This is a genomic window from Streptomyces pyxinae (assembly GCF_024756275.1).
Lineage (GTDB): Bacteria > Actinomycetota > Actinomycetes > Streptomycetales > Streptomycetaceae > Streptomyces > Streptomyces pyxinae.
The window spans coordinates 48,694-60,844 of record NZ_JANUGQ010000013.1 but is presented as its reverse complement, the minus strand read 5'-3'; the positions used below and the strand labels follow the sequence as shown (position 1 = coordinate 60,844).

The 12,151-nt window shown below is 75.3% G+C and carries 12 protein-coding genes and 1 riboswitch; of the genes, 8 read left to right on the top strand and 4 right to left on the bottom strand.

The features are described 5' to 3' along the window. Positions 1-90: 90 nt before the first annotated feature. Positions 91-169: riboswitch (cobalamin riboswitch) on the bottom strand. 297 nt (positions 170-466) lie between these two features. Continuing rightward, positions 467-688 carry a hypothetical protein gene (locus NX801_RS16725; protein ID WP_258788533.1) on the bottom strand — a complete coding sequence of 74 codons (222 nt, stop codon included), beginning with the start codon at positions 686-688 and terminating at the stop codon, positions 467-469. Between the two features lie 13 nt (positions 689-701). Next, positions 702-2,036 carry an inorganic phosphate transporter gene (locus NX801_RS16720; RefSeq protein ID WP_258788532.1) on the bottom strand — a complete coding sequence of 445 codons (1,335 nt, stop codon included), beginning with the start codon at positions 2,034-2,036 and terminating at the stop codon, positions 702-704. Positions 2,037-2,168: 132 nt separating this feature from the next. On the opposite strand from NX801_RS16720, the gene NX801_RS16715 reads away from it, so the two are divergent. The 3 genes from NX801_RS16715 to NX801_RS16705 all read left to right on the top strand — a co-directional run bounded on the left by NX801_RS16715 (position 2,169) and on the right by NX801_RS16705 (position 5,892). Beyond that, entirely contained in the window at positions 2,169-3,002 is an 834-nt protein-coding gene (locus tag NX801_RS16715) for a class II aldolase/adducin family protein (protein ID WP_258788531.1), read from the top strand. 103 nt (positions 3,003-3,105) lie between these two features. Then, positions 3,106-4,233, top strand: coding sequence for an alpha/beta hydrolase (locus NX801_RS16710; protein ID WP_258788530.1), 1,128 nt, complete (start codon positions 3,106-3,108; stop codon positions 4,231-4,233). A gap of 360 nt (positions 4,234-4,593) precedes the next feature. Continuing rightward, on the top strand, positions 4,594-5,892 hold the full coding sequence (locus tag NX801_RS16705; RefSeq protein WP_258788529.1) for a hypothetical protein: 1,299 nt from the start codon (positions 4,594-4,596) through the stop codon (positions 5,890-5,892). A gap of 82 nt (positions 5,893-5,974) precedes the next feature. Here the strand turns inward: NX801_RS16705 and NX801_RS16700 are convergent, their stop codons facing one another. Next, the gene (locus NX801_RS16700; RefSeq protein WP_258788528.1) at positions 5,975-6,376 is read right to left on the bottom strand and encodes a VOC family protein; all 402 of its coding nucleotides are present in this window, start codon (positions 6,374-6,376) and stop codon (positions 5,975-5,977) included. A gap of 528 nt (positions 6,377-6,904) precedes the next feature. Here NX801_RS16700 and NX801_RS16695 point away from each other — a divergent pair. From NX801_RS16695 to NX801_RS16685, 3 genes are all read left to right on the top strand, one after another. Further along, the gene (locus NX801_RS16695) at positions 6,905-8,503 is read left to right on the top strand and encodes an ABC-F family ATP-binding cassette domain-containing protein (RefSeq protein ID WP_258788527.1); all 1,599 of its coding nucleotides are present in this window, start codon (positions 6,905-6,907) and stop codon (positions 8,501-8,503) included. Between the two features lie 443 nt (positions 8,504-8,946). Continuing rightward, positions 8,947-9,168 carry a helix-turn-helix domain-containing protein gene (locus NX801_RS16690; protein ID WP_019885249.1) on the top strand — a complete coding sequence of 74 codons (222 nt, stop codon included), beginning with the start codon at positions 8,947-8,949 and terminating at the stop codon, positions 9,166-9,168. A gap of 132 nt (positions 9,169-9,300) precedes the next feature. Next, the gene (locus NX801_RS16685) at positions 9,301-10,185 is read left to right on the top strand and encodes an enoyl-CoA hydratase/isomerase family protein (protein WP_258788525.1); all 885 of its coding nucleotides are present in this window, start codon (positions 9,301-9,303) and stop codon (positions 10,183-10,185) included. A 108-nt stretch (positions 10,186-10,293) separates the two neighbouring features. Here NX801_RS16685 and NX801_RS16680 read toward each other — a convergent pair whose 3' ends face one another. After that, positions 10,294-11,154, bottom strand: a complete 861-nt coding sequence (locus NX801_RS16680) for a hypothetical protein (protein ID WP_258788524.1) — start codon at positions 11,152-11,154, stop codon at positions 10,294-10,296. A gap of 103 nt (positions 11,155-11,257) precedes the next feature. Here NX801_RS16680 and NX801_RS16675 point away from each other — a divergent pair, with 103 nt between their 5' ends. Both NX801_RS16675 and NX801_RS16670 read left to right on the top strand, forming a co-directional pair. After that, positions 11,258-11,743 (top strand): Asp23/Gls24 family envelope stress response protein, encoded by a 486-nt coding sequence (locus NX801_RS16675; RefSeq protein ID WP_428986168.1) that lies wholly within the window; start codon positions 11,258-11,260, stop codon positions 11,741-11,743. A 213-nt stretch (positions 11,744-11,956) separates the two neighbouring features. Next, complete coding sequence (locus NX801_RS16670; RefSeq protein WP_258788522.1) at positions 11,957-12,148, top strand: hypothetical protein; 192 nt, start codon at positions 11,957-11,959, stop codon at positions 12,146-12,148. Positions 12,149-12,151 lie beyond the last annotated feature (3 nt).

Genomic DNA, 12,151 nt, shown 5'->3' with positions numbered 1-12,151 from the left:
GGAGCCGGGTGAGGGGGCAGCAGGGCAGCCGGGCATGGGCGATGTCCTCACTCAGGGTCCGCGCCCTGGCTCGACGGAACCGGCGGCGAGAGTTCCTGGCTCCCGGGGCGTGCGGTCCGCGCGCCCCGGTGACAGTGGCGGGACCGCGCCGGATTCGCACCGGCTTCCTCTCCTGCCGCCGTTATGGGCCCCGGCAGTCCACCACGCCCCGCGAAGGCCCGTCAACTTGCTGTTGACCTGCGAAGGGGCCGGTGTGCGCAGCCCCACACCGGCCCCTCCGCATCCGTCCGTCCGCCCGGCGGCACCCGCCCCGGCCGTGCCCGCCCCCGGCCACCCGGCATGCCCGCCCACGCGCCCTGACCGCCCGGCCCCGGACATGCCTGTGCCCGTACCGGAGACCTCCGGTACGGGCACAGGGGCGCGGCTCGGGCTCACACCGCGTCTCGCACCGCCGAACGGCGCGGGCTCACGCCACGATCAGGAAGATGCCGTACGCCACCGCCGCCGCGCAGAGCGCGAAGCAGGCGTAGGCCCCGATCCGGGCGGGGGCGGCCGAGCCGCCCCGGGCGACGGCCGCCTCCTGGCGGGCGAGGCCGACGACGCCCATGGTGAACAGGCCCACCAGCGCCACGGTGACCACGAGGCTCACGCCGAACACGGAGCCGAGAGCTGCCCAGTCGATCTTCATGCTGCTGTCTTCCTCACACCGTGGCGACGGGCGCCGGGTCGGACACGGCGACGGCGGATACCGGTGCCGGAATGGGGGAGGCCGTCAGGTCCGGCGCCTCGGAGCGCTGGAGCGGCACGGCGAGGGCGGTCGCGGTCGGCGGCGGCGAGACGGCCGCGATGGCCGTGGTGACCACACCGGCCGGCTCCGCCGCGACGGCGGGTCCGCCGGCCGCGACCGGGGTCCGGCCGGTCGCCACCTCGTCCGTCGCCTCGTTCATCACGTCGTTGTGGTCGACCGGCTTGCGGCGGGAGGCCAGCCAGATGGCGCCCGAACCGGCGATGAGCAGCACGGCCACCACCGCGACGCCCCAGGTGCCCTGCTGGGTCAGGAACTCGGCCCCGGCGCCCACCAGGCCGGCGGCCGGCAGGGTCAGGCCCCAGGCGACGAACATCCGGGTGGCGGTCGACCAGCGGACCACCCCGCCCTTGCGGCCGAGGCCCGCGCCCATCACGGCGCCGGAGCAGGACTGGGTGGTGGAGAGCGAGAAGCCCAGGTGCGAGGAGGCCAGGATGACGGTGGCGGCGCCGGTCTGGGCAGCGAAGCCCTGCTGCGGCCGCAGGTCGGTGAGGCCCTTGCCCATGGTGCGGATGATCCGCCAGCCGCCCAGGTAGGTGCCGAGCGCGATGGCCATACCGGCCGAGACGATCACCCAGAGCGGCGGGTTGGAGCCGGGCGCCAGGACGCCGCCGGTGACCAGGGCCAGGGTGATGACGCCCATCGTCTTCTGCGCGTCATTGGTGCCGTGGGCGAGCGAGACCAGACCGGCGGAGGCGATCTGGCCGGCCCGGTAGCCCTTGGCGGTGGCCTTCTCGTCGGTGCCCGCGCCGATCCGGTACGTCAGCCGGGTGGCCAGCATCGCGGCGAGGCCCGCCACCACCGGGGCGGCCACGGCGGGGAGCAGCACCTTGGTGACGACGGTGCCGCCGTTCACCGAGGACCAGCCGGCCGACATCACGGCCGCGCCGATCAGGCCGCCGAAGAGTGCGTGGGAGGAACTGGACGGCAGTCCGAGCAGCCAGGTCAGCAGGTTCCACAGGATGGCGCCGACGAGTGCCGCGAAGATCACTTCGGTTCTGATGCCGGACTCGTTGATGATCCCGCCGGAGATCGTCTTGGCGACCTCGACGGACAGGAACGCGCCGACCAGGTTGAGCGCGGCGGACATGGCCACCGCCGTCTTGGGCTTCAGGGCGCCGGTCGAGATGGTGGTGGCCATCGCGTTGGCGGTGTCATGGAAACCGTTCGTGAAATCGAACACGAGAGCTGTCACAACCACAATGGCGAGCAGCAGCGTGATGTGTTCCATTTACCCAGGCAATCGTTCGACGTCAATGGTGCGGCGAACGTAGGCAACCTGAGTGAACGGAAGGTGAACTGGACCGGGCGGCGTGGTGACTGCCCCCACAGCCGCTCCGTCGCGCCTGCCAGGATCGATGCCATGACACACCGGGGCGGGCGGCGGCAGGACGAGGGATCACGGGGCGAGGGGCGGCGGGACGAGGTGCGGCGGGACGAAGGAGCGCGGGACGAGGGGCGGCGGGACGAGGTGCGGCAAGAACGGCGGCGGCTCGCGGACGACGTGTCCCCGGACGAGACGCCCCCTGACGACGCGCTCGCGGCGGGCTGGGCGGCGCTGGTGGAGACCGCGCGCCGGACGGTGCGGGACGGGCTGGTCGTCGGCACCTCCGGCAATGTCTCGGTACGGGTCGGGGAGCTGGTCCTGGTCACCCCGACCGGAGTGCCCTGTGACCGGCTCGGCGCGGACGACCTGCTCGCCGTCGATCTCGGCGGCCGGCGGGTGCGCGGCACCCTCGCGCCCACCAGCGAACTCCCCCTGCACCTGGCACTCCACCGGCACACCCCGGCCCGGGCGGTGGTGCACACCCACGCCGTGCACGCCACGGCCGTCTCCACCCTGGTGGCCGAGCTTCCGCCGGTCCACTATCTGGCGGCGGTGCTCGGCGGCCCGCCCCGGGTGGCGCGCTACGCCCGCTACGGCAGCCCCGAACTGGCCCGGAACGTGCTGGCGGCGCTCGCCGGCCGCACCGGCTGTCTGCTCGCCAACCACGGCGCCGTCACCTACGGGGACACCCTCGACCAGGCGTACGACCGCACGGCCCAGCTGGAGTGGATGTGCCGGGTCTGGCTGGCCGCCGCCTCGGTGCCCGGCCGCGCCCCCGCCCTGCTCACCCCGGACCAGCTCGCCGAGGCCGCCGACGCCTATCAGGACTACGGTCAGGACAACGGCCGGGACTCGGGCCGGCCGGAGTGACCCCGCCCGGCGGGGCCGTACCGGCCGCCGCCCGCGCGGACCGGCTTCACCCCGCCACGGTCACCCGCTGGCAGTCCCGGCGGCGGATGCGGACACTGGGAGGATGCGCCCGGCTACAGCGACGGCAGCGGCCGTCACCACCCTGATCGGTGCCGGAGCGGCCGCGGTGGCCGCCGGACGGTACGCCAGCGATGCCGCGCTCAAGGCGCCGCCCGGCCGTCCGCTCCCCGGCGAACCCCGGCTGACCGTGCACGCCACGGCCGCCGGACAGGTGACCCTGAGCCGCTGTCTGGCCTCGCTGCGCCCCGGGCGGTACGGCCTGACCGGCCCCGGGGTCCACGCCGTGGTCGGCCCGGTCCTCGCCGGGGCGGCCGACTCCGCCGACACCGTGGTCCGCCGGCTGGAGCGGGTGGCGCACGGCCGGCTGGAGGCGGGCGACCGGGTGCGGATGACCCCGCAGGTGCACAGCGGCACCCCCGCCGAGGCGCTCGGCCTCGACCACCGGGACGTCGAGCTGCCCGGCGAGCTCGGCCCGCTCCCCGCCTGGTACGTCCCCGGGGCCCGCCCCACCTGGGTGATCACCGCGCACGGCCTGGGCGCCACCCGGGAGCACCCGCTGAACGTGATGGGCGCCCTCGCCCGCAAGCAGGTCCCGGTGCTGAACCTCGCCTATCGCGGCGACCCGGGCGCGCCCCGTTCCGCCGACGGGCTCGGTCACCTCGGGGACGCCGAGTGGCACGACCTGGACGCCGCCATCCGGTTCGCCGTGCGCGAGGGCGCCGAGCGGGTGGTGCTGCACGGCTGGTCCACCGGCGCGGCCATGGCCCTGCACGCCGCCGCCGGAAGCGCGCTCCGCGACCGGGTGGCCGGGCTGGTGCTGGACTCACCGGTGCTGGACTGGGAGGTCACCCTGCGCGCCCTGGCCACGGCCCGGCACGTCCCGGCCGCCCTGCTGCCGCTCGCCGTCCGGGCCGCCCGGGGCCGGACCGGGCTCCACGGCGACCGGCTGCGGGCCGTCGCGGACCCCGCCGCCCTGCGGGTGCCGACCCTGCTGGTGCACGGCCCGGGCGACCGGGTCGCCCCCTGGCGCAGCAGCCGCGTCCTCGCCGATCTCCGGCCGGACCTGGTCACCCTCCACACCGTCCCCGACGCGCCGCACGCCGCGATGTGGAACGCCGACCCCGCCGGCTACGAGGAGACCCTGCGCCGCTTCCTCACCCCGCTCGTCTGACCCCGCCGGTCCCTTTCCGCGCCCCGCCGGTCCCGCCCCGCGCCTCACTTTCTCTCGCCCCACCTCTCATCGCCCCGGGGACTCCTCACCACCTCTCACCACCTTCGCGATTCCTCACCACCCCTGTGCGCCCCCGCCCCGCCGGGTCCCACCGGCCCCAGGAGGGTGTGACGGGCCGTCTTGTACCACCCGTCCCCTCCGTCCGGCGCACCGCCCCGGCGTCCGCCATTCCGTTTGGGCTTTCGGGCTGTCACCGGGAAGACTGTTCCTGTGACGTCTCGAAAGCCTGAAGAGCAACTGGCGCGCAATTCCAGACTCCGACTCGTCCGTCCGCGGCCCCTGACCACGGCCCGGCGGGCTGTGACGACCCGGCGCACGCGGCCGGCCTCGCGCCCCCCGGAGGGCACCCCGCCCCCGGCGGAGCTCGCCCGTCAGGCCCGGGCGGTCCTCGCGGACGCCGTCCGGATCGCCCGCTGGGCCGCCGTCCACCGGGAGACCGGCCCGGCCGCCCCCACCGCCGCCCGGCCGGCCACCGCCACCGAACGGGCCGCCCAGGCGCTCGGGCTGACGGTGGACCAGGTGCGGGCCGGCTGGGACCGCGCGCGCCTCGCCGGTCTCGTCGAACTGCACGGCGACACCGCCCGGCCCGGCTGGCGGCTGCGGGCCTGGGACCGCGACGACACGGCGGTGCTGCGCGGCTGGGTCGCCCTCTTCGACGCCTGGTCGCTCGTCCACCCGGCCCCGGACGGCGCCGCCACGGCGGCGGTCGCCGAGGTCGTGGAGGCCGTCCCCCAGGTCCTCTCCCTTCTTCAGCTCTCGGCCGGGCCGGTCCAGGTGCCCGCCCTGCTCGATCTGCTCCAGCAGCGGGTGGCGGAGCTGCGCGAGGAGCGCTGTGAGGTGCCGGACGGCCCCCGCCCCCAGCCGCTCCCCGGCCCCGACTCGCTCGCCCTCCTGCTCGACTGGGCGCTGGACGGGCTCGGGGCGGTCGGCGCCCTCACCCTCGGCGCCGGCCACGCCACCCTGACCCCGCTCGGCAACTGGGCGGTCTGGGTCAAGCTGGAGCAGATCTGCGTGGCCGCGCAGAGCCCCGCCGGGCACATCGAGCAGTCCGCCGAGGACATGCTGCGCGCCTGCGCCCGGCTCACCCCCGGCCCGGCCCGGACCGAGTACCGCGCCTGGCTGGCCGCCCGGACGGTCGGCAGCGCGGTCACCGAACTGCTCGCCGTCGCCCGGGGCGACGACGCCCTGCTGCGCGGTCTGGCCTTCGAGGCGTTGCGGGTGGTCGGCGGCGCCGCCGAGGCGGACGTACGGGCGGTCGCGGACGAGGTGCCGCTGCGCCCCTACGCGCTGCTCTGGCTGGCGGAGCACGAGGGCGCCGACCCGGACGAGGCGACCGAGGTGCTCACCCGCGAGGAGGCCACCTGGCTCTGGGTGGACACCGCGGCGGCCGTCGCCGACCACGGCGAGAGCACCCTGCTCGTCCGGCATCTGGACTCCGCCGTGCAGGGCACCGTGCCCGCCCTGCTGGACGAGGTCCGGGCCGTCAACCACCCCCGGACCGTCCAGGTGCTGGTCGCCCTCGCGGCCGCGCACCCCGATCCCGCGCTCGCCAAGGCCGTGCGCCGCGCGGCCTTCCAGGTGCACACCGGAGGCGCCTGACCCGGCGCCCCCGGCAGCCCCCCGCGCGGCCGGCCCGCACCAGCCGGTCACGGCCGGCCGCGCCGGGGGCGCCCGCCCCGCCCTAGCCGGCCGCGCCGGGGGCGTACGTCCCGAAGCTCCAGACGTTGCCCTCGGCGTCGCGCGCCATGTAGTCCCGCCCGCCGTAGTCCTGGTCGGTGGGCGGCATCACTATCTCCACGCCGTGCTCGGCCGCCCGGGCGTGGTGCGCGTCCACATCCGCCACGACCACGTACACCCCGGTCGGACCGGCGTCGGCCATCGTCTTGTCGAAGACCCCGCCGCGCCCCCGGGAGCCGACCATCACCACGCCGTTGCCATAGGCCAGCTCGGCGTGGAGGACGGTGCCGTCCTCCCCCTCGAACAGGCTGCGCTCGGTGAAACCGAACGCCTCCTTCAGGGTCCTGATCGCCGCCTTGGCGTCGGTGAACAGGATCGTCGGACAGATGCTCGGTGCGTCCGCCATGCCACTCACTCCTCACTCGCTTCCCGGCTCACTCCTCGGCCGCGTGCCCGCGTCCGCCCGCCCGGGCCCGGCGCCCCGGCGCAGCACACGCGGCCGCGCGGCCCGGCCGCGATCGATGTCCCGCGATCGGCGTCCCACGGTCGGTGCTCCGCGATCTGTGATCTGGATCTCAGCCGCGAAACAGTCTGGCACCCCCCACTGACAACGGCCCTCCGGCAGCCCCGGCACCACCCCTGACCAGGTACGACGGCCCCCGGACCGCTCGGCCCGACGGCTCCGGGCCCCCGGCGGCGGAGGCCCGGCCGCCCCCCCCCGCCCGCGCCCCCGCCGTCCCTCCCGCCGCGCCCGTTCCCGCCGTGTCGCCACCCCGTCCGCACCCCGCCCCCGCGGGTGCTCCAAAGGCGGAAAAGCAGTTGCAACCGCCCGTTAGACTGGCCCGTATGGCCATTCTCCTCGCGCATTAGAGCGGCGTCGAAGCCCCGCCACGCAGTCCTTCCGCCCTCCTCACCGCCGTCCTGGAGTCTGTCCGTGATCACCGCCTCCGGTATCGAGCTGCGCGCCGGCGCGCGCGTCCTCCTCGAATCCGCTTCCTTCCGCATCGCCAAGGGCGACCGCATCGGCCTGGTCGGCCGGAACGGCGCCGGCAAGACCACGCTCACCAAGTGCCTCGCCGGCGAGGGCGTGCCGGCCGGCGGCACCATCGCCCGCTCCGGTGAGGTCGGCTACCTCCCGCAGGACCCGCGCACCGGCGACCTCGATGTGCTCGCCCGCGACCGGGTGCTCTCCGCCCGGGGGCTCGACGTCCTCATCCGCAAGATGCGGATGAACGAGGAGCGCATCGCCACCGGCCAGGGCGCCACCCGTGAGAAGGCGCTGCGGCAGTACGAGCGCCAGGAGACCGAGTTCCTCACCAAGGGCGGGTACGCCGCCGAGGCCGAGGCGGCCACCATCGCCGCCGCCCTCGGGCTGCCCGACCGGATCCTGGGCCAGCCGCTGCACACCCTCTCCGGTGGTCAGCGCCGCCGGGTCGAGCTGGCCCGGATCCTCTTCTCGGACGCCGACACCCTGCTGCTGGACGAGCCCACCAACCACCTCGACGCCGACTCGATCGTCTGGCTGCGCGACTACCTCAAGACCTACCGCGGCGGCTTCGTGGTCATCTCCCACGACGTCGACCTGGTCGAGACGGTCGTCAACAAGGTGTTCTACCTGGACGCCAACCGCTCCCGGATCGACGTCTACAACATGGGCTGGAAGCTCTACCAGGCCCAGCGCGAGGCCGACGAGAAGCGCCGCAACCGCGAGCGGCAGAACGCCGAGAAGAAGGCGGCGGCGCTCAACGCCCAGGCCGACAAGATGCGCGCCAAGGCCACCAAGACGGTCGCCGCGCAGAACATGGCCAAGCGCGCCGAGCGGCTGCTCTCCGGCCTGGAGGACGTCCGGATCGCGGACAAGGTCGCCAAGCTCCGCTTCCCGGAGCCCGCGCCCTGCGGCAAGACCCCGCTCACCGCCGAGGGGCTCTCCAAGTCGTACGGCTCGCTGGAGATCTTCACCGATGTGAGCCTCGCCATCGACAAGGGCTCCCGGGTCGTCATCCTCGGCCTCAACGGCGCCGGCAAGACGACCCTGCTCCGGTTGCTCGGCGGCGTCGAGCAGCCCGACACCGGCGCGGTCACCCCGGGCCACGGCCTCAAGCTCGGCTACTACGCCCAGGAGCACGAGACCCTGGACCCCGACCGGACCGTCCTGGAGAACATGCGCTCCTCGGCACCCGACCTCGATCTGGTCGAGGTGCGCAAGGTGCTCGGCTCGTTCCTCTTCTCGGGCGACGACGTCGACAAGCCCGCCGGGGTGCTCTCCGGCGGTGAGAAGACCCGGCTGGCGCTCGCCACCCTGGTCGTCTCCTCCGCCAATGTGCTGCTCCTCGACGAGCCGACCAACAACCTCGACCCGGCCAGCCGCGAGGAGATCCTCGGCGCCCTGCGCACCTACAAGGGCGCGGTCGTCCTGGTCACCCACGACGAGGGCGCGGTGGAGGCGCTCCAGCCCGAGCGGATCATCCTGCTGCCGGACGGCGTGGAGGACCTGTGGGGCGCGGACTACGCCGACCTGGTGGCCCTCGCCTGACGCCCTCGCCCGCCGCCCCGCCCGGACCTCGGCGCCCGGCGGGGCCCGGCGCGGCCCGGTGCTCGGACGCGGCCCCGGGGCCGGGTGCGGCCCGGTGACGGACCGGGGTTCGGCCGCCCGCGCGGTGCACCGGGACGGCCGCCGGGCGGCCGTCTCGATCATTCGGCCTACGCGTGATCCTTCATCTGGGTGAGCGGCTCTCGTATCGCGGCGCGGCACCCGGCGAACGCCCCGCTTCCGGTTCCGCCGCGCCGCGCCGCCACCCACCCGCTCCTGACCTGGCCTTTCCCACTTCCTGCCACGGCGCTGCGACCATTCCGTCGCGGGTGCCCGCCCCGGGACGGCCCAACCTTGTGTCACGGACCTTGTCGAATGGCTGGCCAGGACGCGCCCGAGGGGTGATCATGAGAAGACCAGAGCGCACTTCCCATGAGGAGGCACGGGTGGCCGAGACTCTGAAGAAGGGCAGCCGGGTGACCGGCGCCGCGCGCGACAAGCTCGCGGCAGACCTGAAGAAGAAGTACGACTCCGGTGCGAGCATCCGGGCGCTGGCCGAGGAGACCGGCCGGTCCTACGGATTCGTCCACCGGATGCTGAGCGAATCCGGGGTCACACTGCGCGGGCGCGGTGGCGCCACGCGCGGCAAGAAGGCTCCTACGGCCTGACGCCGGGCGAGGCGTGTCCGGCCCCACCGGTTCCGGGCGGGGCCACCCGGCCGTTCCCTGTGTACGGCCGGGTGGTTACTGTGCAGTCACTTGCGGCTGACCGCACATCCGTACCGGACCCGGAGGCGCTCCATGACCTCGCTCGACCCAGCCGACTCCGCCAGCGCGGTGCCCGACGCCGACACCGGCACCGCGCCCGACACCAGCACGGTCCTCGACAAGGACGGGGTACGGCTCACCGTCGGTGGCGCCGGCGGCACCGAAGCCGGTGAGGCCGCCGGTGCCGTCGCCACCGTGACGCTGACCAACCCCGCCAAGCGCAACGCGCAGTCCCCCGCGCTCTGGCGCGCGCTGGCCGAGGCGGGCCGGTCGTTGCCGGGCGACGTCCGGGTGGTCGTCCTGCGCGGCGAGGGCAAGTCCTTCTCCGCCGGACTCGACCGGCAGGCGTTCACCCCCGAGGGCTTCGACGGCGAGCCGTCCTTCCTGGAGATGGCGCGCGGCTCCGACGCGGAGCTGGACGCGATCATCGCGGAGTACCAGGAGGCGTTCACCTGGTGGCGGCGGAACGACCTGGTGTCGATCGCCGCCGTACAGGGACACGCCATCGGCGCCGGCTTCCAGCTGGCCCTCGCCTGCGACCTCCGGGTGGCCGCGCGGGACGCCCAGTTCGCCATGCGCGAGACCAGCCTCGGCCTGGTCCCCGACCTCACCGGTACGCATCCCCTGGTGGCGGCGGTCGGCTATGCCCGGGCGCTGGAGATCTGCGCCACCGGGCGGTTCGTCCACGCCGACGAGGCCGAGCGCATCGGACTGGCCAATCTCGTCGTACCGGGGGAGGAACTGGACGGCGCGGTGCGCGATCTGACGGCCGCGCTGCTGGCCGCCCCGCGTGACGCCGTGATCGAGACCAAGGCGCTGCTGAGCGGCGCGGCGGGGCGTACGTACGAGGAGCAGCGCGCCGCCGAGCGCGCCGCCCAGGCCCGCCGGCTCCGTGACCTCGCGGGGCTCGCGGACTGAGGGCACTGAAGCGCGGAGCCGCTTCGGCGCCGGGGCGCCCGGATCGCGGAGCCGTTCCGTCCCCGCCCCGGTCCCCGTACGAGGCGTCCGCCCGGACGGCCCCGCCGGTTACGCCACCCCGGTGACCACGACCGTCACCGGCAGCCCGTCCCCGACGGCCCCCCGCACCGCCAGCGCCACATCCAGCGCGCGGTGCCCGGGGGCCGTCGCCAGTTCGATCCGGACGTGGCCGGCGGCCCGGTGCACGGACGGACCCAGGACCGTCGTCAGCCGGGCGACCCCCGGCACCGCGAGCGCCACGGCCGCCTCGGGTGCCGGGGGGCCGTCGCCGGCCGCGCCGGGCTCGTCGAGTCTGACGGTCTCAGGCCGGCCGGCCTCGGGCCCGGAGGCGCCGGGCTCCGGTCCGGAAGCCGGACCGGCCGGCTCCGGCGGCTCGTCCGGGGCGGGACCTCCCCCGGACGGCTCAGTCGGCCGCCGGGAATCCGCCGGGGCGTCCGGCCGGTCGTCCAGCAGGGCGGTGACCCGCAGATCCACCTCGGTCAACGGCAGCCCCAGCCGCTCCGCCGCCGCGGCGAGGAGCACCGTACGCAGCCGCTCCGCGACGGCCGGCAGGGGCGCCGGGCCGGCCGCCGTGAGCTCCACCGCGACCTCCGCCTCCAGCCGCAGCGGCCCCACCGGCAGCGCGCCCGGGGGAGGCGGCAGCGCGGGGCTTCCGACCGCCGCGTCCGGGGCGACCGGTCCGATCCGCCACCGCCCCGGCACCGCCTCCGGTACCTGGCGGGCGGCCTCGCCCAGCACCGTGACGGCGGCCCGCTCGGCCAGCCAGGCGCCCTCCTCGGGGCCGCCCAGGGGCAGCAGCCGGCCGAGGCTCAGCCTGGCCCGTACCGCCGCCGTCCAGGAACGGTCCGCCGCCCCGGTTCCGTCCGTCCCGTCCGCCCCGCCCGTGGTCTGCGCTCCAGCCGTGGTCATCGCTCCAGACTGCCGCATTCCCGGCGCGATTGTGCGCAACGGCACCTAATGTGAACAAGGGGGACATCACCGTGCTGGAAGGGGCGCAGAGATGACCGACGACATGTCGCAGACCGCACAGACGGCGCGGGGCGCCCGTCCGGGCGACCCGGCGGCGGACACCCGCAAGGGGCCCGGCGTCAAGCGGAGCCCCGGCGGCGCCCCGGCGACCCGGGGCCGTACCACCATCGCGGACGGCGTGGTCGAGAAGATCGCCGGGCTGGCCGCCCGGGACGTCGTCGGGGTGCACGCCATGGGCAGTGGTGTCTCCCGCACCTTCGGCGCCGTCCGCGACCGGGTGCCGGGCGGCCGGCCCAGCGTCACCCGAGGGGTGAAGGCCGAGGTCGGGGAGGTGCAGACGGCACTCGACCTGGAGATCGTCGTGGAGTACGGGGTGGCGATCGCGGACGTGGCCCGGGCCGTCCGGGAGAACGTCGTCAACGCGGTGGAACGGATGACCGAGCTCGAGGTGGTCGAGGTCAACATCGCCGTCAGCGACGTGAAGCTGCCCGAGGAGGAGGACGAGGAGTCGGAGAGCCGGCTCCAGTGAGGTGCCCCGCCCGCGGGAGCCGCCCGGGACCCGCCCGGTGGAACCCCGGGACGCCCGGGGCCCCCCGTCACCCGGCGGCCCCGGAGGCCGACGAGGACCCCCGGAGGCCATGGGGATCCCGGGACCACGGCCCCGGCGGGCGGGCACATCGATGGGCAGGACGGCATGACGACAGAACGGCATGACGGCTGACGGCTGGAATGGGAGCGCGTGATGAGCATGGCGGTGATCGGCCTGGTGGCCGGCATGGCGCTCGGCTTCGCCGGTTGGTTCGGCGGTTTCGGGGCGTTTCTGGTGGTCGCCGCGCTGGGACTGGTCGGCCTGGTGGCCGGCCGGTTCCTCGACGGCGATCTCGAACCCGGGGACTTCTTCCGGGTCCGCTCCCGCGACGAGCGGCGGCGGTGACGG